At 71.3% G+C, this 24,701-nt stretch carries 22 protein-coding genes; 16 read left to right on the forward strand and 6 right to left on the reverse strand.

The features are described from left to right. Positions 1 to 84: 84 nt before the first annotated feature. Positions 85 to 948: an SCO6745 family protein gene (locus tag AC3AGO_RS28335; protein ID WP_487823076.1), complete on the reverse strand. Its 864-nt coding sequence runs from the start codon at positions 946 to 948 to the stop codon at positions 85 to 87. A gap of 53 nt (positions 949 to 1,001) precedes the next feature. After that, on the reverse strand, positions 1,002 to 1,754 hold the full coding sequence (locus AC3AGO_RS28340; protein ID WP_487823077.1) for an enoyl-CoA hydratase/isomerase family protein: 753 nt from the start codon (positions 1,752 to 1,754) through the stop codon (positions 1,002 to 1,004). 329 nt (positions 1,755 to 2,083) lie between these two features. Here AC3AGO_RS28340 and AC3AGO_RS28345 point away from each other — a divergent pair, with 329 nt between their 5' ends. Then, complete coding sequence (locus tag AC3AGO_RS28345) at positions 2,084 to 2,608, forward strand: ATP-binding protein (RefSeq protein WP_487824855.1); 525 nt, start codon at positions 2,084 to 2,086, stop codon at positions 2,606 to 2,608. A 67-nt stretch (positions 2,609 to 2,675) separates the two neighbouring features. On the opposite strand, the gene idi is transcribed toward AC3AGO_RS28345, so the two are convergent. From idi to galE, 3 genes are all read right to left on the reverse strand, one after another. Continuing rightward, the gene (idi, locus tag AC3AGO_RS28350) at positions 2,676 to 3,236 is read right to left on the reverse strand and encodes an isopentenyl-diphosphate Delta-isomerase (protein ID WP_487823078.1); all 561 of its coding nucleotides are present in this window, start codon (positions 3,234 to 3,236) and stop codon (positions 2,676 to 2,678) included. A 49-nt stretch (positions 3,237 to 3,285) separates the two neighbouring features. Next, complete coding sequence (locus tag AC3AGO_RS28355) at positions 3,286 to 4,221, reverse strand: cation diffusion facilitator family transporter (RefSeq protein ID WP_487823079.1); 936 nt, start codon at positions 4,219 to 4,221, stop codon at positions 3,286 to 3,288. Positions 4,222 to 4,367: 146 nt separating this feature from the next. Continuing rightward, the gene (galE, locus tag AC3AGO_RS28360) at positions 4,368 to 5,375 is read right to left on the reverse strand and encodes a UDP-glucose 4-epimerase GalE (protein WP_487823080.1); all 1,008 of its coding nucleotides are present in this window, start codon (positions 5,373 to 5,375) and stop codon (positions 4,368 to 4,370) included. 336 nt (positions 5,376 to 5,711) lie between these two features. Here galE and AC3AGO_RS28365 point away from each other — a divergent pair, with 336 nt between their 5' ends. From AC3AGO_RS28365 to AC3AGO_RS28395, 7 genes are all read left to right on the forward strand, one after another. Continuing rightward, a complete protein-coding gene (locus tag AC3AGO_RS28365; RefSeq protein ID WP_487823081.1) occupies positions 5,712 to 7,637 on the forward strand; it encodes a DUF5941 domain-containing protein in 1,926 nt (641 codons plus the stop codon). After that, positions 7,634 to 8,389 carry a phosphocholine cytidylyltransferase family protein gene (locus AC3AGO_RS28370; RefSeq protein WP_487823082.1) on the forward strand — a complete coding sequence of 252 codons (756 nt, stop codon included), beginning with the start codon at positions 7,634 to 7,636 and terminating at the stop codon, positions 8,387 to 8,389. The genes AC3AGO_RS28365 and AC3AGO_RS28370 overlap by 4 nt, the downstream gene beginning before the upstream one ends. Beyond that, the gene (locus AC3AGO_RS28375; RefSeq protein WP_487823083.1) at positions 8,377 to 9,438 is read left to right on the forward strand and encodes an iron-containing alcohol dehydrogenase family protein; all 1,062 of its coding nucleotides are present in this window, start codon (positions 8,377 to 8,379) and stop codon (positions 9,436 to 9,438) included. The genes AC3AGO_RS28370 and AC3AGO_RS28375 overlap by 13 nt, the downstream gene beginning before the upstream one ends. Next, a complete protein-coding gene (locus AC3AGO_RS28380) occupies positions 9,416 to 10,195 on the forward strand; it encodes a CDP-alcohol phosphatidyltransferase family protein (RefSeq protein ID WP_487823084.1) in 780 nt (259 codons plus the stop codon). The genes AC3AGO_RS28375 and AC3AGO_RS28380 overlap by 23 nt, the downstream gene beginning before the upstream one ends. 122 nt (positions 10,196 to 10,317) lie before the next feature. After that, on the forward strand, positions 10,318 to 11,190 hold the full coding sequence (locus tag AC3AGO_RS28385) for a glycosyltransferase family 2 protein (protein ID WP_487824856.1): 873 nt from the start codon (positions 10,318 to 10,320) through the stop codon (positions 11,188 to 11,190). Positions 11,191 to 11,277: 87 nt separating this feature from the next. Continuing rightward, positions 11,278 to 12,222 (forward strand): ABC transporter permease, encoded by a 945-nt coding sequence (locus AC3AGO_RS28390; protein WP_487823085.1) that lies wholly within the window; start codon positions 11,278 to 11,280, stop codon positions 12,220 to 12,222. Beyond that, positions 12,209 to 13,039, forward strand: coding sequence for an ABC transporter ATP-binding protein (locus AC3AGO_RS28395; RefSeq protein ID WP_487823086.1), 831 nt, complete (start codon positions 12,209 to 12,211; stop codon positions 13,037 to 13,039). Before AC3AGO_RS28390 ends, AC3AGO_RS28395 begins: the two co-directional genes overlap by 14 nt. A gap of 87 nt (positions 13,040 to 13,126) precedes the next feature. On the opposite strand, the gene AC3AGO_RS28400 is transcribed toward AC3AGO_RS28395, so the two are convergent. Further along, positions 13,127 to 15,313, reverse strand: a complete 2,187-nt coding sequence (locus tag AC3AGO_RS28400; protein ID WP_487823087.1) for an MMPL family transporter — start codon at positions 15,311 to 15,313, stop codon at positions 13,127 to 13,129. Positions 15,314 to 15,418: 105 nt separating this feature from the next. Between AC3AGO_RS28400 and AC3AGO_RS28405 the strand changes: the two genes are divergently transcribed. The 8 genes from AC3AGO_RS28405 (at position 15,419) to hpnH (ending at position 24,672) form a co-directional block, all read left to right on the forward strand. After that, complete coding sequence (locus AC3AGO_RS28405; protein WP_487823088.1) at positions 15,419 to 16,153, forward strand: TetR/AcrR family transcriptional regulator; 735 nt, start codon at positions 15,419 to 15,421, stop codon at positions 16,151 to 16,153. Positions 16,154 to 16,365: 212 nt separating this feature from the next. Then, entirely contained in the window at positions 16,366 to 17,277 is a 912-nt protein-coding gene (gene hpnC / locus AC3AGO_RS28410; RefSeq protein WP_487823089.1) for a squalene synthase HpnC, read from the forward strand. 7 nt (positions 17,278 to 17,284) lie between these two features. Then, positions 17,285 to 18,226 (forward strand): presqualene diphosphate synthase HpnD, encoded by a 942-nt coding sequence (hpnD, locus tag AC3AGO_RS28415; RefSeq protein WP_487823090.1) that lies wholly within the window; start codon positions 17,285 to 17,287, stop codon positions 18,224 to 18,226. Continuing rightward, the gene (gene hpnE / locus AC3AGO_RS28420) at positions 18,223 to 19,659 is read left to right on the forward strand and encodes a hydroxysqualene dehydroxylase HpnE (RefSeq protein WP_487823091.1); all 1,437 of its coding nucleotides are present in this window, start codon (positions 18,223 to 18,225) and stop codon (positions 19,657 to 19,659) included. Before hpnD ends, hpnE begins: the two co-directional genes overlap by 4 nt. Continuing rightward, complete coding sequence (locus AC3AGO_RS28425) at positions 19,656 to 20,777, forward strand: polyprenyl synthetase family protein (protein WP_487823092.1); 1,122 nt, start codon at positions 19,656 to 19,658, stop codon at positions 20,775 to 20,777. The genes hpnE and AC3AGO_RS28425 overlap by 4 nt, the downstream gene beginning before the upstream one ends. Positions 20,778 to 20,898: 121 nt before the next feature. Continuing rightward, positions 20,899 to 22,863 (forward strand): squalene--hopene cyclase, encoded by a 1,965-nt coding sequence (shc, locus tag AC3AGO_RS28430; RefSeq protein WP_487823093.1) that lies wholly within the window; start codon positions 20,899 to 20,901, stop codon positions 22,861 to 22,863. A 91-nt stretch (positions 22,864 to 22,954) separates the two neighbouring features. Beyond that, positions 22,955 to 23,641: a phosphorylase family protein gene (locus AC3AGO_RS28435; protein ID WP_487823094.1), complete on the forward strand. Its 687-nt coding sequence runs from the start codon at positions 22,955 to 22,957 to the stop codon at positions 23,639 to 23,641. Between the two features lie 8 nt (positions 23,642 to 23,649). Next, positions 23,650 to 24,672 carry an adenosyl-hopene transferase HpnH gene (gene hpnH, locus AC3AGO_RS28440; RefSeq protein WP_487823095.1) on the forward strand — a complete coding sequence of 341 codons (1,023 nt, stop codon included), beginning with the start codon at positions 23,650 to 23,652 and terminating at the stop codon, positions 24,670 to 24,672. Positions 24,673 to 24,701: the final 29 nt, after the last annotated feature.

Below are 24,701 nucleotides of genomic sequence, written 5' to 3' on the forward strand. Positions count from 1 at the left end.
GACCACCACCGTTCCGGCGTGCTGTGGTGGTCCCGCGGGTGAGGTTCCCGTACCCGGCGGAGCGGAACTCAGCCCTCGCCGGCCTCAGCCCTTGCCGAAGAGGTCGGCGGGGAACGCGCCCGCCTCCAGCACGGCGCCCGTGAAGCGCGTGCCCAGCTCGGTCAGCCGCGCGACGCCCTCCGCGCCGAGGTGCTCGTACGGTGCCGTGTCCATCCGGTCCGTCTCGTCCTCCAGCTCCTTGCGCAGCGCCGCACCGGCCTCGGTGAGCTCGCCCGCCTCGTCGAGCAGCCCGCGGTCCCGGAGCCGCTGCTGTGCCGCGGCCCAGTCCTGCTGGTTGTAACCGCGGGTCTCCAGCACCCACTTGGGCGCCATGCCGCGGCCGCTCGCGGTGTGGCTGGCCAGCGCCTCCAGCGGGTCGAGCCGGGCGCGCTGGAGCGCCGCGATGTGCGCGTCGCCGCGGTACTCGCGCAGCAGTGTCGCGGCGTGCCACAGGGCGAGGTGCGGCGCGTCCGGTACGGGGAGGTCGGCGTTGGCGGCGTACAGCGGGCGCCCGGGGCGGTCGCAGCCCTCCGCCGCGCGCAGCGCGAGCCGGGCGGCCTCGGCGAGTTCGGGGGAGGAGAGGTGCTCCTCGCCCAGGAGACGGCGCAGCGTCGCGTCCACCGCGCGCAGCCGTGCCGCGATCACGGTGTCGGGGGAGGCGTGCTCCCACACGCCCGGCAGGGCGCTGGCCACCATGGCGTGACTGAAGTTGTAGAAGGTCGCGGTCACCGCGCCCGGGCCGACCGCGCCCAGCGGCGCCGCCCGGCCCGCCAGGTAGACGGCGCTCCGGTCCTCGATGCCGTAGGGGGCCAGCTCCTTGCCCAGCTCGGGGGAGAAGTAGACCGTGGAGTGGAGGGGATTGATCACGTTGTGGCACCGGCGCCCGGCGCGCTCCGGGAGAGTCGTCATGCCCGAACGCTACCCCTCGGTAATCCGGGTCTGAAGAGGCGGTCCACAGCAGTTCAGGTCGTCCAGGGGAACCGCGGACCCCGGCGTTCCAGAAAGGCGGCGATTCCCTCCGCCGCCTCGCCGGACGCCGCGGCCTCGCGCTCCCAGTGCGCGGTGCGCCCGGCGTCGGCCCGTCCGTCGGCGAACTCCTTCGCCGCCGCCTGCGTCAGCCGGGACCGCTGCGTGAGGGTGTGCGCGAACTCCGCGACCCTGGCGTCGAGTTGGTCCTCCGGGTGCACCTCGTCGACGAGTCCGGTGCGCAGGGCCCGGTCCGCGCCGGTGAGTTCGCCGGAGAAGAGCAGGAATTTGGCCGTCGCCGGGCCCGTCAGCCGTACCAGCCGCTCGGTGGACGAGCGCGGATAGACGATGCCGAGCTTGGCCGGGGTGATGCCGAACAGCGCGTCCTCGGAGGCGAACCGGAGGTCGCAGGCGACGGCCAGCTGGCAGCCGCCGCCGACGCAGTGCCCGCGTACGGCGGCCAGTGTCGGCTTGGGGAAGGCCGCCAGGGCCTCCTCCGCCGCGACCGCCAGGCCCTGCGAGGGGCCCGTCGACTCGCGCAGCGAGGAGATGTCGGCGCCCGCGCAGAAGGTGCCGCCGTCCCCGGCGAGCACGAGCACGTGTACGGAGGTGTCCGCGGCGAGCTCCTTGAGCAGCACGGGCAGCCGGCGCCACATGTCCGGTGTCATCGCGTTCCGCTTGGCGGGGTTCCGGATGGTGACGGTGGCGATACCGTCGGCCGGCGGCTCACTGAGCAGGTCGGGCTCCATGGCCGGATCGTATCCAGCGAGGGTGCTTCGAGAGTGACAACAGCGATGCAAGATCAGTCACAGAACTGATCGGTGCGTAAATCTGTTGTCAAATGCCATCGATAAGTGCCGACTTGCAGTCAGAGGACCGGACCAGGGGCTTCGCAACACAACACTCGGTGCACGTACAGATGCAAGTACACCGAGAGAGCGGGGTGCCAGGAGACATGGAGAGCCGCGGGAGTTTCCCGCCGGACGCGGGCGGACAGGCGCCGGTGGCCACACCGGTGGTGACCCCTGCGGTCAGACCGGTGCAGGAACGTACCGGCTTGCTGGAGACCGCTCCACGCATTCAAGCCGCCCAGTCCCAGACCGCCCAGTCCCAGACGACACAGCCCCAGGCCGCACACGCCGCCCAGCCCCAGGCCGCACAGCCGCAGCGCGCGCAGGAGGGCGCGTGGAGATTCACGGCGCCCGCGAACGACCGCTCGGTGCCCGAACTGCGCCATGTCGTCAAGGATCTGCTGCGCCGTCAGGGCGACCTGCTGCCCGACGACGTGCTGCACAACGCCCTGTTGATCCTCTCCGAGCTCGTCACCAACGCCGTGCGGCACGCGGCACTGCTGTCACCGGAGATCGGGGTCGAGGTGTCGCTGGCCGGCGGCTGGCTGAAGGTGTCCGTCGAGGACAGCCATCCGTACCGGCCGAAGGCGCTGATCTCCGACCCGGACCAGGAGGAGACCGGAGGCCGCGGCCTGCTGCTGGTGAAGACGCTCACGATCGAGTCGGGCGGCGTGTGCGACGTCGAACCGACCGGCGCGGGAGGCAAGGTGATCTGGGCCGCACTGCCCCTGTCGGGCCCCTTGCCCGCATGACCCCGTCCGCCTGACCCGCCCGTACGACCCGTCCGCGCAACTCTCCCCGCTCAACGGCCGGCGCGGCTCACCAGCCTGCCGCGCTGCCCGTCACCTCGCGCGCCACAGGGCGCGCCGCGTCCAGCACCGTGTCGAACCACGCGGAGAACGTGCTCTCCCGCTGACGCTCCTTCAGCTCACCCGGCGTCACGAACGCCGTCTCGGCGATCTCCTCGGGGTCACTGCGCAGCGGAGCCGTCACCAGGCCCGCGAACAGATGGTTGTACTCCTGCTCCACCAGCCCCGACTCCGGGTCCGGGTGGTTGTAGCGCACCGTGCCCGCCTCGCGCAGCAGCGCCGGCGTCACCCCCAGCTCCTCGCCCGTGCGCCGCGCGGCGGCCACGAACGGCGGCTCCCCCGGATACGGATGCCCGCAGCAGGTGTTCGACCAGACGCCGGGGGAGTGGTACTTGCCCAGGGCGCGCCGCTGGAGCAACAGCCGTCCCTCCGTGTCGAAGAGGAAGACGGAGAAGGCGCGGTGCAGCCTGCCCGGGGCGACATGGGCGGAGAGCTTCTCGGCGGTGCCGATCGTCCTGCCGTCCTCGTCGACAAGTTCGAGCATGATCGGGGCCGCTGCGCTGTTCGCCATGTGCATCCTTCAGTCGGGGAGGGCCGGATGCTCCCCAGTCTGCCGTACCTCAGTGGCACAGTTTCGCTTCATGCGCCGCATGTCCGTGCGGCTCCAACTGGAACGTGCAGTGCTCGACGTCGAAATGGCCGCCGAGGCAGTCCTGCAGCTCGTGCAATATCCGTTCCTGGCCGCGGGAGTTGAGCGCCTCACGTGCGACGACGACGTGCGCGGAGAGCACCGGCATGCCCGAAGTGATCGTCCAGACATGCAGATCGTGCAGATCCTGCACCCCGTCGACGGCAAGGATGTGCGACCGGACTTCGCTCAGATCGACGTCCTTCGGCGCGGACTCCAGCAGGACGTCCAGGGCCTCGCGCGCCAGCCGTACCGTACGCGGCACGATCATCAAGCCGATAACGAGAGAGGCGATCGGGTCGGCCTGCTGCCAGCCGGTGGCCAGCACGATGGTCGCGGAGACCAGCACCGCCAGCGATCCGAGGGTGTCGGCCAGCACCTCCAGGAACGCCCCGCGCACATTGAGGCTGTCCTTCTGCCCGCGCATCAGCAGCGACAGGGACACGATGTTGGCGACCATGCCGACAGCGGCGAACGCGATCGCCAGCTTGCCGTCGGTCTCCGCGGGATGCAGGAAGCGGTCCACGGCCTCGAAGAGGATGTAGCCGCCGACGCCGAGCAGCAGCAGGCAGTTGGCGAGCGCGGCGAGGATCTCCGCGCGGGCGAAGCCGAAGGTGCGGCGCTCGGTGGCGGGACGGTTGGCGAAGTGGATCGCCAGCAGCGCCATGCCCAGCCCCAGCGCGTCGGTGGCCATGTGCCCCGCGTCGGCGAGCAGCGCCAGCGAGTCCGCGAGGACGCCGCCGACCACCTGGAGCACGAGGACCCCGAGGGTGATGCACAGCGCGGTGCGCAGCCGCGTGCGGTACGCGGCGGCAGCGGTTCCGCCGCCCGCGGGCGGCGGTCCGCCGTGATCGTGTCCGGCACCCATCGCTGTTGCCCCTCCCTCGTCCCGACCGCGTCCGACGAGATCAGTGAACTAGGGCCCGGCGGTATCTGGCAACGCGAAGCCGAATACCGTTGTCATTCCCCTGACCTGCGGTTTCGTCCCCGCAGGTCAGGGGATTCCACAGTCCGTCAGTCCGCTTCCGGGTGCCGCCGGACCCAGCCCTCCCAGGCCGAGGCCACCATGTCGCGCACGTCGTGCCGGGCGCTCCAGCCGAGCTCCTTCGCGGTGAGCTCGGCGGAGGCCACGACCCGCGCCGGGTCGCCCGCGCGGCGCGGCGAGACCTCCGCCGCCGGCTCCCGCTTTCCGCTGATCTCCGCGACGAGGTCCGCCATCTCCCGTACGGAGACGCCGGTCCCGGTGCCGATGTTGAACGTCAGGTCGCCGGACGTGCCCGCGCCGTCGAGCCGCCGCGCGGCGGCCACGTGCGCCTCGGCGAGGTCCTGCACATGGATGTAGTCCCGGACACAGGTGCCGTCCGGTGTCGAATAGTCGTCACCGAAGATCCGCGGCGGTACGCCACGGGTCAGCGCGTCGAAGAACATCGGGATGATGTTGAACACCCCGGTGTCGGACAGCTCCGGCTCGGCCGCGCCCGCCACGTTGAAGTAGCGCAGACAGGACGTGCTCAGCCCGTGCGCCCGCCCCGCTGCCCTGACCAGCCACTCGCCGGCGAGCTTCGTCTCGCCGTACGGGTTCATCGGCACACAGGGGGTGTCCTCCGTGACGAGGTCCACATCCGGCATGCCGTAGACGGCGGCGGACGACGAGAAGACGAACCGCCGTACGCCCGCGGCCACGACCGCCCCCAGCAGCACGGTCAGACCGTGCACGTTCTCCTCGTAGTACCGCAGCGGCTGTTCGACGGATTCGCCGACCTGCTTCTTCGCCGCGAGATGGATCACTCCGTCGATCTCGTGCGCGGCGAACGTACGGTCCAGCAGCTCGCGGTCCCCCACCGAGCCGCGGACCAGCGTGACATCTCCCTCATGCGCCCCCAATCCCCTCAGCCGCTCCAGCCGTTCCGGTACGCCGCTGGAGAAGTCGTCCAGCACGACGGCCCGTTCACCGGCCTCGACCATCGCCCGCGTCACATGCGCGCCGATGTAACCCGCCCCACCTGTGATCAACCACGTCATATCGGCACCCTATCCGGCGCCGCGCACGGCACCGGCGGATTGCAGGTTTGTGCGCCATGGCCATGATCGACCATGCTGTGCTCCGGCCGAGCAACACTGATCCGGTGAACGCGTAGTGAAAGCTCGCTCCGTCGATCGGATAGCCTCAGCCGACGCACCCCCACCCGACCGGGTGACGGTGTGTTCTGATCCGCTGCCCGGCCCTTTCCCCAGGCCCGGTTCCGCGGACGCGCGAAGCTTCCAAGGAGTGAGTTCGTTCTGTCGACCGCCATTCTCACCGGTCCGCCGGTCGCCGGGTCGCCACTGGAGGGCGACCTGCGGTCGCTCGGGTTCGACGTGTGTGTGGCGGCGGAGGCCGCCGAGGTGCCGGGTCTGCTCGCAGGAGTACCGGCGCGCGAGCGGGTCGCCCTCGTCGACCCCCGCTTCACCGGCCATGTGCACAGCCTCCGGCTCTCCCTGACCGACCCCCGGTTCCCCGCCGCCGCCGCTCCCGGCGCGGTCACCGCGCAGCCGGAGGCGCGCGCCGCGCTGACCCGCGCCGTGTCCGCCGCCGCCGGCGAGCCCGAGCGGACCGCGGCAGGGCGTACCCCCAGCGGCGCGACCTCCGCGCGGGCCGCCGGCCGCGGCGCGGCCACCGCCGCCACCGAGGACCTCTCCGTCTCGCTCGACGAGCTCGACCGCTCCGACGACCCCGCGACGGCCCCCGCCGCGGCGGCGCGTACGGCAGCCCCGGTGTGCGAGGCCGGTCACGCCGTACTGCCCGACGCGGTCACCGCCGCCCTCGACGCCGCGGGCGTCACCGTGCAGCGGCCCGAACTCGGCGTGCTCGTCGCCGCCGTACCGGCCGACGACGCGGCGCGCGCCGAGGCCGAGGCGGCGACCGCCGCCGTCGACGACGAGTCCGTACGGCTGCGCTCCGCCGTGAAGTCCCGCGACGGGTTCTTCACCACCTTCTGCGTCAGCCCCTACTCCAAGTACGTCGCCCGCTGGTGCGCCCGGCGCGGCCTGACGCCGAATCAGGTCACCACGGCCTCGTTGCTGGTCTCCCTGATCGCCGCGGCCTGCGCCGCGACCGGCACGCGCGGCGGCTTCATCGCGGCCGGCGTGCTGCTCCTCGCCTCCTTCGTGCTGGACGCGGCGGACGGACAGCTGGCCCGCTACGACCTCCAGTACTCCACCCTCGGCGCCTGGCTGGACGCCACCTTCGACCGCGCCAAGGAGTACTCCTTCTACGCGGGCCTCGCCCTCGGCGCCTCCCGCACGGGCGACGACGCGTGGGCGCTGGCCCTCGGCGCGATGGTGCTGCAGTCCGTACGGCACATCGTCGACTTCTCCTTCAACGAGGCGAACCACGACGCCACCGCGGCAGCGAACTCTCAGGAGGGCAGCCCCACGGCGGCGCTCTCCCGGCGGCTGGACCGTGTCGGCTGGACCGTGTGGCTGCGCCGCATGATCGTGCTGCCGATCGGGGAGCGCTGGGCGCTGATCGCCGTGCTCACCGCCTGCACCACGCCGCGCGTCACCTTCACTGTGCTGCTCATCGGCTGCGCCCTGGCCGGCTGCTACACCACGGCGGGCCGGCTGCTGCGCTCGCTGACCCGGCGGGCCCGGCGTACGGACCGGGCGGCCGTCGCGCTCGCCGACCTCGCCGACTCCGGTCCCCTCGCGCAGGGCTTCTCCGGCGCCTTCCACCGTGTCCGGCTGCCGCGCTTCGGCGCGCCCGCCGTGGCGCTGCTGGGCGCCGCGGGGCTGCTCGCCACCGCGTACTGGGCCCCCGTCGGCACCCCCTGGCTGTGTCTGGCCGCGCTCGGCTGGGCCGTGCTGTCCGGGCTGGCCGTCGCGCGCCCCCTCAAGGGCTCGCTGGACTGGCTCGTTCCGCCCCTCTTCCGGGCGGCCGAATACACCGTCATTCTGGTCATCGCCGCCCGTTCCGGGGCAGGTGGCGCGGTTCCCGCCGCGTTCGGGCTGGTGGCGGCGGTCGCCTACCATCACTACGACACGGTGTACCGCATCCGCGGCGGCACCGGAGCGCCTCCGCACCGGCTGGTGCAGGCGATCGGGGGGCACGAAGGACGGACCCTGGTGGTCACTGCCGCCGCTGCCCTGTGGCTCGGCGGCGAGAGCGGCCCCGGGCAGATTTTCACCATCGCGCTGACCGCATTCGCCGTGGTCATCGCGGCCGCGGTGCTCTTCGAGAGCATCCGCTTCTGGGTGTCCTCGCAAGCACCCGCCGTACACGACGAAACAGGAGAACCCCAATGATCGGCCTCGTGCTGGCCGCCGGCGCCGGACGGCGTCTGCGCCCCTACACCGACACCCTTCCCAAGGCCCTGGTGCCGGTGGGCCCCGAGCAGGAGGGCGAGGAGGCCACCACGGTCCTCGACATCGCGCTCAGCAACTTCGCCGAGGTCGGTCTGACCGATGTCGCCGTCGTCGTCGGCTACCGCAAGGAGGCCGTGTACGAGCGGAAGGAGGCGCTGGAGCAGAAGCACGGCGTCAAGCTCACGCTCGTCGACAACGACAAGGCCGAGGAGTGGAACAACGCCTACTCCCTGTGGTGCGCCCGTGAGGTCATCAAGAACGGCGCGCTGCTGGCCAACGGCGACACCGTGCACCCGGTCTCCGTCGAGAAGACTCTGCTCGCCGAGCGCGGCAAGGGCCAGAAGATCATCCTCGCGGTGGACGCCGTGAAGGACCTCGCCGACGAGGAGATGAAGGTCGTCGTCGAGGGTGAGAAGGGCATGACCCGGATCACGAAGAAGATGGACCCGTCCGAGGCCGACGGCGAGTACATCGGCGTCACCCTCATCGAGGCCGAGGCCGCCGAGGAGCTGGCCGACGCCCTGCAGGCCGTCTTCGAGCGGGACCCGCAGGAGTTCTACGAGAACGGCTACCAGGAGCTCGTGAACCGCGGCTTCAAGATCGACACGGCGCCCATCGGCGACGTCTCCTGGGTCGAGATCGACAACCACGACGACCTCGCGAAGGGCCGTGAGATCGCATGCCAGTACTGACCCGCCTCATCCCGTCCCCGGTTGTCGTCGACATCAGCCGCGGCGCCCTGGACGACCTGGCGGGCCTGCTGGCTGATCAGCGGATCTCTTCCAACGGCAAGCTGGCCTTCGCGATCAGCGGCGGCTCCGGTGCCGCGCTGCGCGAGCGGTTCTCCCCGGAGCTGCCCAACGCCGACTGGTACGAGGTCGGCGGCGGCACCATCGACGACGCCATCAAGCTCGCCGACGCCATGAAGTCCGGGCGCTACGACGCGGTCGTGGGCCTCGGCGGCGGAAAGATCATCGACTGTGCGAAGTTCGCCGCGGCGCGCATCGGCCTGCCGCTGGTCGCCGTCGCGACCAACCTCTCGCACGACGGCCTGTGTTCGCCGGTCGCCACCCTGGACAACGACGCGGGCCGCGGCTCGTACGGGGTGCCGAACCCGATAGCGGTCGTCATCGACCTCGATGTGATCCGCGAGGCGCCGGTGCGCTTCGTGCGCTCCGGCATCGGCGACGCGATCTCCAACATCTCCGCGGTCAAGGACTGGGAGCTGGCGCACGAGGTGCGCGGCGAGGACATCGACGGCCTGGCCGCCGCCCTCGCCCGGCAGGCCGGCGAGGCCGTGCTGCGGCACCCGGGAGGCGTCGGCGACGACGCGTTCCTCCAGGTGCTGGCCGAGGGTCTGGTGCTCACCGGCATCTCCATGTCGGTGGCCGGCGACAGCCGTCCGGCCTCCGGCGCCTGCCACGAGATCAACCACGCCTTCGACCTGCTCTTCCCGAAGCGTGCGGCCAGCCACGGCGAACAGTGCGGCATGGCGGCGGCGTTCGCCACGCATCTGCGCGGCGACAGGGAGACCTCGCTCCTGATGGCGCAGGTGCTGCGCCGGCACGGGCTGCCGGTGCTGCCCACCGACATGGGCTTCTCCGTCGAGGAGTTCGTCAAGGTGGTGGAGTACGCGCCGCAGACCCGCCCCGGCCGGTACACGATCCTGGAACACCTCGACCTGTCCGCAGACCAGATCAGGGACGCGTACGCCGACTATGCACAAGCCGTCAGTAGCTGAACTCCGCCCTGTCGTTCACCCCGAGGGCGTGAAGGACAGGCGCAGCGGTGAGCACTGGGCCGGACGTCTCTACATGCGCGAACTCTCGCTGCGTGTCGACCGGCACCTGGTGAACACGCGGGTCACGGCCAACCAGCTGACGTACCTGATGACGGTGGCCGGCGCCCTGGCGGCGCCGGCCCTGCTGGTACCCGGCATCTGGGGCGCCGTGCTCGGCGTGCTGGCGGTGCAGCTGTATCTGCTGCTCGACTGTGTCGACGGCGAAGTCGCCCGCTGGAAGAAGCAGTTCTCGCTGTCCGGGGTCTACCTGGACCGGGTCGCCGCCTACCTGTGCGACGCCGCGGTCCTGCTGGGCTTCGGAATGCGGGCCGCCGACCTGTGGGGCGAGGGGCGCATCGACTGGATGTGGGCCTTCCTCGGAACCCTGGCGGCCCTCGGCGCCGTCCTCATCAAGGCCGAGACCGACCTCGTCGGGGTCGCCCGGCACCAGGGCGGGCTGCCGCCGGTCAAGGAGGCGGCGGCCGTACCGCGTTCGTCGGGTATGGCGCTGGCCCGCAAGGCCGCCGCGGCGCTGCAGTTCCACCGGCTGATCCTCGGCATCGAGGCCTCGCTGCTGATCCTGCTGCTGTCCGTGCTCGACACGGTCCGCGGCGATCTGTTCTTCTCGCGCCTCGGCGTCGCGGTCCTCGCGGGCATCGCGGTCCTGCAGACGCTGCTGCACCTGGTGTCCGTACTCGTCTCGAGCAGGCTCAAGTGAGGGAGGAAGTACGGAAGATGGACGGCGACGACGCCGCGAGGGCGCAGCAGGCGCTCCGCGCGGCACAGGCCGAGAAGGCGGCGATGGCCGCCGGCGCCGGGGGCTCGGGGCCCGGTACGGCCATGAAGCTGGGCGCGGTCATCCTGACCATGGGCAACCGCCCCGAGGAACTCCGTGCGCTGCTCGACTCCGTGGCCAAGCAGGACGGCGACCCGGTCGAGGTCGTCGTGGTGGGTAACGGCGCGCCGTTGCCCGCGTTGCCCGAAGGTGTACGGACGGTCGAACTTGCGGAAAATCTCGGGATCCCCGGCGGCCGCAATGTCGGCATCGAGGCGTTCGGCCCCTCGGGCGCCGAGGTCGACGGGCTGCTCTTCCTCGACGACGACGGGCTGCTGCCGGGCAACGACACGGCGGAGCTGGTCCGGGCGGCCTTCGAGGCGGACCCGGAGCTGGGCATCATCAGCTTCCGCATCGCGGACCCGGACACGGGCGAGACGCAGCGCCGGCACGTGCCGCGGCTGCGGGCCTCCGACCCGCTGCGCTCCTCCCGCGTGACCACCTTCCTGGGCGGCGCCAACGCGGTGCGCACGAAGGTGTTCGCGGAGGTCGGCGGGCTGCCGGAGGACTTCTTCTACGCGCACGAGGAGACCGATCTGGCCTGGCGCGCGCTCAACGCGGGCTGGGCCATCGACTACCGCGCGGACATGGTGCTCAACCACCCGACGACGGCGCCGAGCCGGCACGCGGTCTACCACCGCATGGTGGCCCGCAACCGCGTCTGGCTCGCCCGCCGCAACCTGCCCGCGCCGCTGGTCCCGGTGTACTTGGGTGTGTGGCTTCTGCTCACGCTGGCCCGCCGTCCGTCGCGGCCCGCGCTGCGCGCGTGGCTGGGCGGTTTCAAGGAGGGCTGGACGACACCCTGTGGACCGCGCAGGCCGATGCGGTGGCGTACGGTATGGCGGCTGACCCGGCTCGGTCGGCCTCCGGTCATCTGACAGGCTCGGATCTGAGAGCATCGGTCCAGATCCGACGGCACAACTGACACAGCCCACCTGCGCAGTGTGAGGACGAAAGTTTCCAACGTGAGCGAGACAACGAACGGCGGTGCGGTCGGCGTGGCGCCGCCGCCGTCATCGGACGACCGGCTGGCACCGGCCGAACTCGCGGCCAAGTACGGCCTGTCGGTCAGCGGAGCGCGGCCGACACTGACCGAATACGTACGACAGCTGTGGGACCGTCGCCACTTCATCCTCGCCTTCTCCCGGGCGAAGCTGACGGCGCAGTACAGCCAGGCCAAGCTGGGCCAGCTCTGGCAGGTCGCCACCCCGCTGTTGAACGCGGCGGTCTACTACTTCATCTTCGGCCTGCTCCTCGGGGGCCGGGCCGGTGTCCCGGGCGGCAAGGAAAACTATGTGCCGTTCCTGGTCACGGGCGTCTTCATCTTCACCTTCACCCAGACCTCGGTGCTGAACGGTGTGCGCGCCATCTCCGGGAACCAGGGCCTCGTGCGGGCCCTGCACTTCCCCCGGGCCTCGCTGCCCATCTCCATCTGCCTGCAGCAGCTCCAGCAGCTGCTGTACTCGATGATCGTCCTGGTCGTCATCCTCCTCTGCTTCGGCCATTTCCCCATGTGGTCCTGGCTGTTGATGGTCCCGGCGCTGGCCATGCAGTTCCTGTTCAACACGGGGCTGGCACTGATCATGGCCAGGATGGGGAGCAAGACTCCCGACCTGGCGCAGCTGATGCCCTTCGTCACGCGTACGTGGATGTACGCGTCCGGCGTGATGTTCCCGCTGCACTACATGCTGACGGTGCGGGCCCACGCCCCGGACTGGCTGACCGACCTCGTGCAGGCCAACCCGACCGCCGTGTACATGGACCTGATGCGCTTCGCCTTCATCCACGGATACCAGCGGGGCGACCTCCCGCCGCACGTGTGGACGCTGGCGGTCGGCTGGGCGCTGATCTTCGGCATCGGCGGATTTGTTTTCTTCTGGAAGGCGGAGGAGCGTTATGGCCGTGGCTGAGGACACGAAGAAGGCCGAGGACGCGCCGCGGCCGGCTGCCGGGGAGACGCCGGCCGGTCCGTGGGTGCCGACCGTCATCGCGGAGGACCTGCACATCGTCTACCGCGTGTACGGCGGGGCGAAGGGCAAGGGCAGCGCGACCGCCGCGCTCAACCGCATTGTGAAGCGGAAGCCGGGCGGCGGTGTGCGCGAGGTGCACGCGGTCAAGGGCGTCAGCTTCACGGCGTACAAGGGCCAGGCCATCGGCCTGATCGGCACCAACGGCTCCGGCAAGTCGACGCTGCTGCGCGCCATCGCGGGGCTGCTGCCGCCGGAGTCGGGGCTCGTCTACACCAACGGGCAGCCCTCGCTGCTGGGTGTCAACGCGGCGCTGATGAACGACCTGACGGGCGAGCGGAACGTGGTGCTCGGCGGTCTCGCGATGGGCATGTCCCGCGAGGAGATCAACGAGCGCGCCGCCGACATCATCCAGTTCTCCGGGATCAACGAGAAGGGCGACTTCAGCACCCTGCCCATGCGGACGTACTCGTCCGGCATGGCGGCGCGGCTGCGCTTCTCGATCGCGGCGGCCAAGGACCACGACGTGCTGATGATCGACGAGGCGCTGGCCACCGGCGACAAGAAGTTCCAGAAGCGTTCCGAGGCGCGCATCCGGGAGCTCCGCAAGGAGGCCGGCACCGTCTTCCTCGTCAGCCACAACAACAAGTCCATCCGTGACACGTGCGAGCGGGTGCTGTGGCTGGAGAAGGGCGAGCTGGTGCAGGACGGCCCGACGGAGGAAGTCCTCAAGGAGTACGAGAAGTTCACGGGCAAGTAGCCCGCGCCTGACGTACGACGGCTGCCCCGGCGCTCAGCGCCGGGGCAGCCGTTCTGCGTACGGGAGTTCAGACTCCGGCAGGCGGGTTCACACCCCGGCGGAGGTGCGTTCCTCCGGCGTCTTCTCGGCCAGACCCACCGTGCTGTGCAGCCGCCGCAGCGCCTTCGGCGCGTACCAGGCGCGCCGGCCCAGCAGCCGCATGGCCGCGGGGACCAGGACGCCGCGTACGGCGACCGCGTCGATGAGGATGGCGAGGCCGCTGCCGAGGCCGAACATCTGCAGGAAGCTGACGCCGCTGGTGCCGAAGGCGAAGAAGCTCACCGCGAGCAGCCCGGCCGCCATGGTGACGATCCGTCCGGTGTGCGAGAGGCCCTGGACGACGGCGGTGCGGTGGTCCGCCCCGGCGTCGTGGAGCTCCTTCATCCGGCTGGTGACGAACACCTCGTAGTCCATGGACAGTCCGAAGGCGATGCAGAACATCAGCACCGTCATCGAGGTGTCCATCGGCATCGGCGTGAAGCCCAGCAGCGAGGCCAGATGGCCGTCCTGGAAGATCCACACCATGATGCCGATCGACGCGGACAGGCTGACCGCGTTCAGTACGAGTGCGCGCAGCGGCTGGGTGACGCTGCCGGTGAAGAGGAACAGCAGGATGAACGTGGTCACCGCGACCATGCCGATGGCGAGCGGCAGCCGGTCCCCGATGGACTGCTTGGAGTCGACGAGCCGGGCGTCCGTACCGCCGACGAGCACGTCGGTGCCCCCGGGCGGCGGCAGCGCGCGGACCGTGCGCACCAGCTCCTGCGCCGTCTCCGACTTGGGCGCGGCGGACGCGGTGACGGTGAGCCGCTGCGCGTCGCCGTTGCCGAGCGCGGTGTTCGCCGGTCCGGCCGGTGTGCGCTGTCCGTCGGTGTACGTGCCGGTCGTGGCCTGTACGCGGGTCACGCCGTCGAGCCGGGAGAGCCGGTCCGCGTACGGGCCGACCGCGGCGGGGCCCGCCGGTCCCGTCGTGACCAGCTGGAGCGCGTCCGTGTCGCTGCCGCTGAAGCCGTCCCGCAGCGCGGTCGCGACCTGGCGGCTCTCCCGCTCCTCGGGCAGTACCCGCTCGTCGGGTGTGCCGAAGGTGACGCCGAGCAGCGGGCTCGCGGCGAGCAGCAGCAGGGCGAGCACCGGCAGCGCGGTCAGCGCCGGGCGGCGCATGACGATGCTCGCGAGACGGCCCCACAGCGGTGCGTCGGCGCGGCGTACGGCCTTGGCCCACGGGAGTTTGCCCGCGTTGACGCGGTGGCCGAGCAGCGCCAGCAGCGCGGGGACCACGAGGAGCGCGGACAGGGCGGCGATGGCGACGACGCCGATGCCTGCGTAGGCGAACGAGCGCAGGAAGTAGAGCGGGAAGACCAGCAGTGCGGCGAGCGCGGCGATCACGGTGGCGGCGGAGAAGGCGATGGTGCGGCCGGCGGTGCGCACGGTGGTGCGCAGCGCGTCGGGGACTTCGTCGCCCTCGGCGAGGCGCTCGCGGAACCTGCTGACCAGCAGCAGCCCGTAGTCGATGCCGAGTCCGAGGCCGAGTGCGGTGGTGAGGTTGATGGCGAAGACGGACACGTCGGTGACGCTGCCGAGCACATAGAGCTCGGCGAAGGTGCCGAGGATGGCGATCAGTCCGATGGCCAGGGGCAGCAGCGCGGCGACGAGGCTGCCGAAGGCGAGGACGAGCAGCACGAGGGTGACCGGGACGGCGATCATCTCGGCGACGGCGAGGTCCTCTGTGACCTGCTCGGTCACGTCCATGTCGAGTGCCGCGGGGCCGCCGGCCCGTACGGTGACCGCGCCGCGGTCGCCGCCCTGTTCGTCGCTGATCTCCTCGGCGACGGCGGGAGTGTCGCCGTTGACGTGCGCGACGATCAGGGCCTGGGTGCCGTCCCGCGAGGTGAGGGCCGAACTGCCGGTGTCCCAGTAGGAAGTGACGTGCTCCAGCCGGGAGTCCTTCCTCAGCTCCGCCGTGAGGTCCCGGCCCGCCCGGTCGACGGCGGGGGAGCCCAGGTCGCGGCCGCCGTCGGCGGCGACCAGCAGGACGAGGTCGCTCTCGCCGCCGAACTCGCGGTCGATGAGGGCCTCGGCGCGGGTCGAGGGCGCGGAGGGGTCCTCGAAGCCGCCGCCCTGGAGCTTGTCGAAGGCGCCGAAGCCGACGGCCGCCATGGCGAACACGGCGGCGAGGGTGAGGAGAAGCAGGGTGCGGGCCCGGTGCAGGGCCAGTTCAGCGATACGCGTGAGCACGTCGTCCCCCCTGGAAGAGTGCGTGGACGCGATCCAATGTGAACAGCGTCAACTTGGACTGTTCCAGGGGATGTTAATCCTGTCAACATCGGGCAGGATGAAGGTATGGCGACGAGTAAGGGAGCGGGCGTGGACGCGGGTGACGGCGCGGGGCGGCGCACCAAGGAGGGCTATCACCACGGCGATCTGCGCAACGCGCTGGTCGAGGCCGCCGTCGTGCTGGCCCGCGAGGGCGGCCCCGAGGCGGTCGTGCTCCGCGCCGCGGCGCGCCGGGTGGGAGTGTCGCCCACGGCCGCCTACCGGCACTTCGCCGGGCAGGCCGACCTGCTGGGCGCCGTGAAGGAGTGCGGGCAGCAGTGGCTGGTGCGCTCCATGGAGGCGGCCGACGCCGCGTCAGAAGCCGCGCGGCGTACGGGGGGCCGGGCCGGCCGCTCCCGCGGGAACCGCGGCGCGCGCGAGGCGGCGGCCGAGCGGCTGCGCGCCATCGGGCGGGGCTACGTCGCCTTCGCCCGCGCGGAGCCGGGGCTCTTCCGCGTCGCCTTCTGCCGTACGCCGCTGGCCGAGGGGTCCGAGCTCGGCGGGGACGGGGCACTCCCCGGGGGCGCCGAATGGGCGGACAACTCCTTCGTGTTGCTGATCGAGGCGCTGGACGCGCTCGTCGAATCCGGCGCCATGCCGCCCGCGCGCCGGCCCGGCGCGGAGGTCACCGCCTGGGCCGCGGTGCACGGAATGTCGGTGCTCCTTCTCGACGGCCCGCTCTCCGCTTTCGCCGGTGATCAGATCGACGTGATGGTGGAACACGCCCTGTCCGTGACCATTGCCGGGCTTACCGCACCTTGACCAGATTTCAACTCTCCCTGCCCGTACGGCGTCATGGCCTACGGCGTAGGCTGTGCGCGTACTGGACGGGGAGATGTCAGCGGATGCGGCCCGTGTGCTGCCTTGTCGCTGGGGGGAACCGTAAGCCTACTTCGTGCGGCGTGTCCGAAATAGGCTGTTATGGGGTGACAGTGTAGAAACGGAGTTGTGACGGCAATGGCTACTGGCAGCACGTGGTGACCGCGGAGGCGGATGCGGACGCGCGCGCACTTCTTGCCAAGGCCGCGCGGGAGAACTTCCCTGTCGCACCGCGCTTCCTGCCCCGGGCCTGGCGCGACGACCTGATGGCGGTCTACGGCTACGCGCGCCTTGTCGACGACATCGGCGACGGCGACCTGCCTCCCGGCGGGCGCGACGCCGCACTGCTCGGCGTCCCACCGGAGCGGGCCGGCGACCGGCTCGCCGTCCTCGACGCCTTCGAGACGGAGCTGCGCCGTACGTTCGACGCCGCGGAACACGGCGCACGTCCGCCCGAACACCCGCTGCTCACCGCGCTGGTGCCCACCGTGCGCCGGGCCGCCCTCACTCCCGAACCGTTCCTCGGGCTCATCGAGGCCAACCGGCAGGACCAGAAGGTCCGCCGCTACGCCGGCCGCGACGACCTGTTCGCCTACTGCGAGCTGTCCGCCAACCCGGTCGGGCGTCTGGTTCTGGCCATCACCGGCACCACCACACCGGAACGCGTGCGCCACTCCGACGCCGTCTGTACCGGACTGCAGATCGTCGAGCACCTCCAGGACGTGGCCGAGGACCTCGTCCGGGACCGCATCTACCTGCCGGCCGAGGACATGGAGAGATTCCGGGTGTCCGAGGCCGATCTCGCGGCACCGTACGCCGGTGCCTCGCTGCGCGCGCTCGTCGCGTACGAGGCGGACCAGGCGCTGCGGCTGCTGCACCACGGAACTCCGCTGGCGCACAGCGTCGGCGGACGACTCCGGCTGCTGCTCGCCGGGTTCACCGGCGGCGGCCGCGCCGCCGTGCGCGCCCTGCGGGACGCCGGATTCGACGTACTGACCGGAACTCCCCGGCCCACCAAGCGCGCCCTGGTGCGCGAGGTGGTCGCGACCCTGCGCAGAGAGGGGTGACTGAGAAGTGGACAGACCCCGGCCGGCGGCGCAGCTGCCTCCCTCGGTGACAGCCGCGTACAGCTACTGCGAGACCGTCACCGGTCAGCAGGCCCGCAATTTCGCCTACGGCATCCGGCTCCTGCCCACCGCCAAGCGGCAGGCCATGTCGGCGCTGTACGCCTTCTCCCGCCGCGTCGACGACATCGGTGACGGCGCGCTGGAGCAGGCCGCCAAGGAGGCGCGCCTGGAGGAGACGCGCGCGCTCCTCGTCCGCATCCGCGCCGGCGATGTCACCGAGGGCGACACCGACCCGGTCGCTGTCGCCCTCAGTCATGCGGCGGGGCACTTCCCGATCCCGCTCGGCGGGCTCGACGAACTCATCGACGGCGTGCTGCTCGACGTGCACGGCGCCACGTACGCGACCTGGGAGGACCTGCAGGACTACTGCCGGTGTGTGGCCGGCGCGATCGGCCGCCTCTCGCTCGGTGTATTCGGTACGCTACCGGGCGTGCGCGATGCTTCGCGCGCCCCTGAATACGCCGATACATTGGGACTCGCCCTCCAACTCACCAATATTCTCCGGGATGTTCGGGAAGACGCCGACAACGGACGTACGTATCTGCCGACGGAGGACCTTGAGAAATTCGGCTGTGCCACCGGGTTCGCCGGTGGCGTGCCGCAGGCCGGAGCGGACTTCACCGGCCTGGTGCAATTCGAAGTACGGCGCGCCCGCGCCCTGTTCGCCGAGGGATTCCAGCTGCTGCCCATGCTCGACCGCCGATCCGGCGCCTGCGTCGCCGCGATGGCGGGCATCTACCACCGGCTGCTCAGCAGGATCGCCGCCGACCCGTACGCGGTGCTGCGGCAGCGCGTCAGCCTCCCCGCCCGCGAGAAGGCGTACGTCGCGGCGCGCGGCCTCTCAGGCCTGGACGCGCGGCAGGCGGCCCGCCGGAGCGTGGTGCCGTGACCTTGTCTGAGGCTCAACCCGGGGGGCGCACGGGCGCGTTGGTCATCGGCGGAGGACTCGCCGGCACCACGGCGGCCCTGCGGCTCGCCGACGCCGGTGTGTCCGTCACCCTCGCCGAGACCCGGCCGCGGCTCGGCGGCCTCGCCTTCTCCTTCCGGCGCAACTCCCCGGCGGGCGACCTGACCATCGACAACGGCCAGCATGTGCACCTGCGGTGCTGCACCGCGTACGAATGGTTCCTCGACCGGGTCGGCGGCGCCGGACTCGCCCCGCTCCAGCGGAGGCTGGACGTACCGGTCCTCGACGTGGCCCCGGACCGGCCGCGGCTGGGCAGGCTGCGGCGCACCGCGCTGCCCGTCCCGCTGCACCTGCTCGGCAGCCTCGCCACCTATCCGCACCTGTCGCTGTCCGAACGCGTCGCCGTGGGGCGTGCCGCGCTCGCGCTGCAGAACATCGACCCGGCCGACCCCGCGCTCGACGGCATCGACTTCGCCACCTGGCTGCACCGCAACGGACAGTCCGACCGCGCCATCGAGGCCCTGTGGGACCTCGTCGGCACCGCGACGCTCAACGCGCGCGCCCCGCACGCCTCCATGGGGCTCGCCGCCATGGTGTTCAAGACGGGGCTGCTGTCCGACCCCGGCGCCGCCGACATCGGCGTCTCCAGCGTGCCGCTCGGCGAGCTGCACGACACGCTCGCCCGCACAGCCCTCGACAAGGCCGGCGTACGCACCCTGCTGCGCACCCGCGCACGCTCCATCTCCCCGCTGCCGGGCGGCGGTTGGCAGGTCTCCCTGGAGAACGGGACGGGACCCGCCGAGCAGTTGGAGACGGACGCCGTCGTGCTCGCCGTCCCGCAGACGGAGGCCCACGGCCTGCTGCCCGACGGCGCGCTGGAGCACCCGGACCGGCTGCTGGACATCGGCACCGCACCGATCCTCAACATCCACGTGGTCTACGACCGCAAGGTGCTGCGCCGGCCCTTCTTCGCCGCGCTCGGCAGCCCCGTCCAGTGGGTGTTCGACCGTACGGAGCCCTCCGGGCTCACCGACGGGCAGTATCTCGCGCTGTCCCAGTCCGCGGCGGGCGAGGAGATCGACCAGCCGGTCGCCGCGCTCCGCGAGCGCTATCTTCCGGAACTGGCACGGCTGTTGCCCGCCGCACGCGACGCCGTCGTCCGCGATTTCTTCGTCACCCGCGAGCGCACCGCGACCTTCGACCCGGCGCCCGGCGTCGGACGGCTGCGCCCCGGCGCCCGTACCGGGGTGCCCGGTGTCTTCCTCGCGGGAGCTTGGACCGATACTGGCTGGCCGGCAACCATGGAAAGCGCTGTTCGCAGTGGGGCGTCCGCCGCAAGGGAGGCCCTCGTCGCCGTGGGCCGCCCGTACGACGACGACCCGGTGCCCGGCACGGAAGGAAGGGCGATGGCATGACCATCGACAGCCCGCTAGAGGCAGCCAGCACAGAACGCAGAGGAGACCCTGTGATCCCGGCGAACCAGCGCACCGTCGACACCGCGAGCGTACGGACGCTGCTGGACCGCGGCCGTACGCTCGCCATGCCGGTGCTGCGGTCCGCAGTCGACCGGCTGGCGCCCCCGATGGACACCGTCGCCGCGTACCACTTCGGCTGGATCGACGAGCACGGCAGGCCCTCCGAGGGCGACGGCGGCAAGGCCGTCCGCCCGGCGCTCGCCCTGCTCTCCGCCGAAGCCGCCGGCGCGGCGCCGGAGACCGGCATCCCCGGTGCCGTCGCCGTCGAGCTGGTGCACAACTTCTCGCTGCTGCACGACGACTTGATGGACGGTGACGAACAACGCAGGCACCGGGACACCGTCTGGAAGGTGCACGGCCCCGCGCAGGCCATCCTCGTCGGCGACGCGCTCTTCGCCCTCGCCAACGAACTCCTCCTGGAGCTCGGCACCGTGGAGGCCGGCCGCGCCACCCGCAGGCTGACCACCGCGACCCGCCGGCTCATCGACGGGCAGGCGCAGGACATCTCCTACGAGCACCGCGAACGCGTCACCGTCAGCGAGTGCCTGGAGATGGAGGGCAACAAGACGGGCGCGCTGCTCGCCTGCGCCGTGTCCATCGGTGCCGTCCTCGGCGGTGCCGACGACCGTACGGCCGACGCGCTCGAGTCGTACGGCTACCACCTCGGCCTCGCCTTCCAGGCGGTCGACGATCTGCTCGGCATCTGGGGCGACCCGGAGGCCACCGGCAAGATGGCGTGGAGCGACCTGCGGCAGCGCAAGAAGTCCCTGCCGGTCGTCGCCGCGCTCGACGGACAGGGGCCCGCCGCGCAGAAGCTGGCCGAGCTGATGACCACCGACGCGAAGAAGACCCAGGCCGAGTTCGAGGACTTCGACGAGGCGGAGTTCGCCACCCGCGCCGCGCTCATCGAGGAGGCCGGCGGCCGCGAGTGGACCTCGCAGGAGGCGGAACGGCAGCACACCACCGCCATCGCCGCGCTGGACACCGTCGACATGCCGGGCCGGGTGCGGGACCAACTCGTCGCGCTGGCCGACTTCGTCGTGGTGCGGCAGAACTGACGCCGTAGGGCAACACGCCGTAACGCTGTACGGCAGGGGGCTGGCCGGACCGCCCGCATGGGGGCAGACTCGCTGAATCCAGACACTTCGAGTACGTCGGACACGTCGGAAAGGGGAAGAGATGACAGCCACGACCGACGGGGGCGCCGGAGCGGCCGCCTCCGGTGCTCTCCTCGGCACCCCTGAGGGCCTGACCACCCTCGCGGAGCGGACCACGGACCGCGCCGTCGAGAACCTGCTCGCCCGGCAGGACGGTCAGGGCTGGTGGAAAGGCGACCTGGAGACCAACGTCACCATGGACGCCGAGGACTTGCTGCTGCGCGAGTTCCTCGGCATCCGCGACGAGGAGACCACGCAGGCGGCCGCCCGGTTCGTACGGTCACAGCAGCGCGAGGACGGCACCTGGGCCACCTTCTTCGGGGGCCCGGGCGATCTGTCCACCACCATCGAGGCGTACGTCGCGCTGCGGCTCGCCGGGGACGCGCCCGACGCGCCGCACATGGCCCGCGCCGCCGCGTTCGTCCGCGAGCGCGGCGGTGTCGCGTCCAGCCGGGTCTTCACTCGTATCTGGCTCGCCCTGTTCGGCTGGTGGAAGTGGGACGATCTGCCCGAACTGCCGCCGGAGATCATCTACTTCCCGAAGTGGTTCCCGCTCAACATCTACGACTTCGGGTGCTGGGCGCGGCAGACGATCGTGCCGCTCACCGTGGTCTCCGCGCTGCGGCCCGTACATCCCGCGCCGTTCCTCCTCGACGAACTGCACCGCGACCCGGTGCGGCCCAACCCGCCGCAGCGGTTCGCCCCGGTCAACAGCTGGGACGGCGTCTTCCAGCGGCTCGACCGGATGCTGCACAAGTACCGCAAGGTCGCCGTCCGTTCGCTGCGCAGGTCCGCGCTCAAGGACGCGGCGCGCTGGATCATCGAACGGCAGGAGAACGACGGCTGCTGGGGCGGCATCCAGCCGCCCGCCGTCTACTCGCTGATCGCGCTGCGGCTGCTCGGCTACGACCTCGACCACCCCGTCATGCGGGCCGGGCTGGAGTCCCTCGACCGGTACACCGTGTGGGACGAGAAGCACGAGAGCCGCATGATCGAGGCCTGCCAGTCCCCGGTGTGGGACACCTGCCTCGCCGTCATCGGACTCGCCGACGCCGGCGTGCCGCGCGACCATCCGGCACTGGTGAAGGCCGCCGAATGGATGCTCGGCGAACAGATCGACCGCCCCGGCGACTGGTCCGTGCGCAGGCCGGAACTGCCGCCCGGCGGCTGGGCGTTCGAGTTCCACAACGACAACTACCCCGACATCGACGACACCGCCGAGGTCGCCCTCGCGCTGCGCCGCGTACAGCACCCCGACACCGGCCGGGTGGACGAGGCCGTCGCGCGCGCGGCCCGCTGGACGCTGGGCATGCAGTCCGAGGGCGGCCCCTGGGGCGCCTTCGACGTCGACAACACCAGCCCGTTCCCCAACCGGCTGCCGTTCTGCGACTTCGGCGAGGTCATCGACCCGCCGTCGGCGGACGTCACCGGGCACGTCGTCGAGATGCTCGCAGCCGAGGGCATGCAGAACGACCCGCGCACCCGCGAGGCCGTCGCCTGGCTGCTGGCCGAACAGGAGAGCAACGGCTCCTGGTTCGGCCGCTGGGGCGTCAACTACCTGTACGGCACCGGGTCCGTGGTGCCCGCGCTGGTCGCCGCGGGACTGCCCGTCTCCCATCCGGCACTGCGGCGCGCGGTCGACTGGCTGGCGAACGTGCAGAACGAGGACGGCGGCTGGGGCGAGGACCTGCGCTCCTACATCGACTCCGAATGGGCGGCGAACGGCTCGTCCACCGCCTCGCAGACCGCGTGGGCGCTGCTCGCGCTGCTCGCGGCGGGGGAGCGGGACTCCGAAGCGGTGTCCCGCGGCATCGAGTGGCTCGCCGGGACCCAGCAGGAGGACGGCTCCTGGGACGAGCCCTGGTTCACCGGGACCGGCTTCCCCTGGGACTTCTCCATCAACTACCACCTGTACCGGATGGTCTTCCCCGTCACCGCGCTGGGCCGTTATCTCCACGGCGACGGGCTGCCCCGCAAGGGCGCCTGATGCGCCGTCACGGGGGGCCGGCCGGCGCCGGAAGAAAGCGGTCACGGGGGCGGGTGCCGTACCCGGGGCCGCCCGCGCGGGGTGAACTCCGGTGAGCGGCCCGTCCGCCGCCGGGGCACCGCTGCTCCTCGCCTGCGCGCTGGGCATCGAGCGGTTCGCGCTGCGCGGGGCCCCGGCACGGCGGGCGGGCCGCTCCGCACCGGGACCTGTCACGGTGCTGCGGACGGGCATGGGCCCGGACGCGGCGCGCGACGCGGTCTCACGCGCCTTGTGTACGGAGCCGGAGCCGGGGCGGACCTCCGTCCTGGCCACCGGCTTCTGCGCGGGGCTCGTCCCCGGCATGCGCCCCGGTGACCTCGTCGTCGCGGAGGCCACCCTCGGCGACGACGGGGGAGAGGCGGCCGCGGATGTCCGTACGGAGTGCGCCGGTACCGGCGTGCTCATGCGGGCGCTCGCCGGGCACAAGAGTGCCCGCACCGTGCACACCGGCCTGCTCGCGGGGTCGGGACACATTGTCCGGGACGCCGAACGCGCCTCCCTGCGGGAGACGACCGGCGCCCTCGCGGTCGACATGGAGTCGGCCGCCGTCCTGGAGACCGCAACGTGTACCGCCGTCGGCCGCCCGGTTGCGGCCGTACGGGTGGTGGTGGACGCTCCAGGGCACGAACTGATCCGGTTTGGCACCTTTCGCGGTGGAATATCAGCATTCAACGTGCTTCGTAGTGCTGTACCGGCATTCATCAATTGGCAGCACGCAATTCTGCTCCCACGGAGGTAGAACTCGACATGGCCATGCCTCTGCGCCAGACGATCCGCATCGGCAGTTACCTGTTCCAGCAGAAGCTCAAGCGCCGCGAGAAGTTCCCGCTCATCGTGGAGTTGGAGCCGCTGTACGCCTGCAACCTCTCGTGTGAGGGCTGCGGCAAGATCCAGCATCCCGCGGGGGTGCTCAAGCAGCGGATGCCGGTCGCACAAGCGGTCGGCGCCGTCCTCGAGTCCGGCGCGCCGATGGTCTCCATCGCCGGCGGCGAACCGCTGATGCACCCGAAGATCGGCGAGATCGTGCGGCAGCTCGTCGCCAGGAAGAAGTACGTCTTCCTGTGCACCAACGCGATGCTGATGCGCAAGAAGATGGACGAGTTCACGCCGTCGCCCTACTTCGCCTTCGCCGTGCACATCGACGGACTGCGCGAGCGGCACGACGAGTCCGTCGCCAAGGAAGGCGTCTTCGACGAGGCGGTGGAGGCGATGAAGGAGGCCAAGCGGCGCGGCTTCCGCGTCACCACCAACTCCACCTTCTTCAACACCGACACCCCGCAGACCGTCATCGACGTCCTCAACTACCTCAATGACGAGCTGAAGGTGGACGAGATGATGATCTCGCCCGCCTACGCCTACGAGAAGGCGCCCGACCAGGAGCACTTCCTCGGCGTCGAGCAGACCAGGGAGCTGTTCAAGAAGTCCTTCGCGGGCGGCAACCGCGCCCGCTGGCGCCTCAACCACAGCCCGCTCTTCCTCGACTTCCTCGAGGGCAAGGCGGACTTCGCGTGCACGGCCTGGGCCATCCCCAACTACTCGCTCTTCGGCTGGCAGCGGCCCTGCTACCTGATGAGCGACGGCTACGTGGCCACGTACAAGGAACTGATCGAGGACACCGACTGGAGCAAGTACGGGCGCGGCAAGGACCCCCGGTGCGCCAACTGCATGGCGCACTGCGGCTACGAGCCGACCGCTGTCCTGGCGACCATGGGTTCCCTCAAGGAGTCCCTGCGGGCCGCCCGGGAGACCGTCATCAGCGGCGGCAAGTGACCACGACGGCGTAGGCGGCTGTCCGGAGA

The organism is Streptomyces sp. BL1 (assembly GCF_057628045.1).

Excerpts from the sequence above, each read along its gene's own strand:
- idi (WP_487823078.1), bottom strand. The coding sequence starts at position 3,236 with ATGGCGAACAGCGCAGCGGCCCCGATCATGCTCGAACTTGTCGACGAG.
- AC3AGO_RS28395 (WP_487823086.1), top strand. The coding sequence starts at position 12,209 with ATGGCCGTGGCTGAGGACACGAAGAAGGCCGAGGACGCGCCGCGGCCG.
- AC3AGO_RS28385 (WP_487824856.1), top strand. The coding sequence starts at position 10,318 with ATGAAGCTGGGCGCGGTCATCCTGACCATGGGCAACCGCCCCGAGGAA.
- AC3AGO_RS28370 (WP_487823082.1), top strand. The coding sequence starts at position 7,634 with ATGATCGGCCTCGTGCTGGCCGCCGGCGCCGGACGGCGTCTGCGCCCC.
- AC3AGO_RS28375 (WP_487823083.1), top strand. The coding sequence starts at position 8,377 with ATGCCAGTACTGACCCGCCTCATCCCGTCCCCGGTTGTCGTCGACATC.
- AC3AGO_RS28425 (WP_487823092.1), top strand. The coding sequence starts at position 19,656 with ATGACCATCGACAGCCCGCTAGAGGCAGCCAGCACAGAACGCAGAGGA.
- hpnH (WP_487823095.1), top strand. The coding sequence starts at position 23,650 with ATGGCCATGCCTCTGCGCCAGACGATCCGCATCGGCAGTTACCTGTTC.
- galE (WP_487823080.1), bottom strand. The coding sequence starts at position 5,375 with ATGACGTGGTTGATCACAGGTGGGGCGGGTTACATCGGCGCGCATGTG.
- AC3AGO_RS28355 (WP_487823079.1), bottom strand. The coding sequence starts at position 4,221 with ATGGGTGCCGGACACGATCACGGCGGACCGCCGCCCGCGGGCGGCGGA.
- AC3AGO_RS28405 (WP_487823088.1), top strand. The coding sequence starts at position 15,419 with ATGGCGACGAGTAAGGGAGCGGGCGTGGACGCGGGTGACGGCGCGGGG.
- AC3AGO_RS28340 (WP_487823077.1), bottom strand. The coding sequence starts at position 1,754 with ATGGAGCCCGACCTGCTCAGTGAGCCGCCGGCCGACGGTATCGCCACC.
- AC3AGO_RS28380 (WP_487823084.1), top strand. The coding sequence starts at position 9,416 with ATGCACAAGCCGTCAGTAGCTGAACTCCGCCCTGTCGTTCACCCCGAG.
- shc (WP_487823093.1), top strand. The coding sequence starts at position 20,899 with ATGACAGCCACGACCGACGGGGGCGCCGGAGCGGCCGCCTCCGGTGCT.
- AC3AGO_RS28335 (WP_487823076.1), bottom strand. The coding sequence starts at position 948 with ATGACGACTCTCCCGGAGCGCGCCGGGCGCCGGTGCCACAACGTGATC.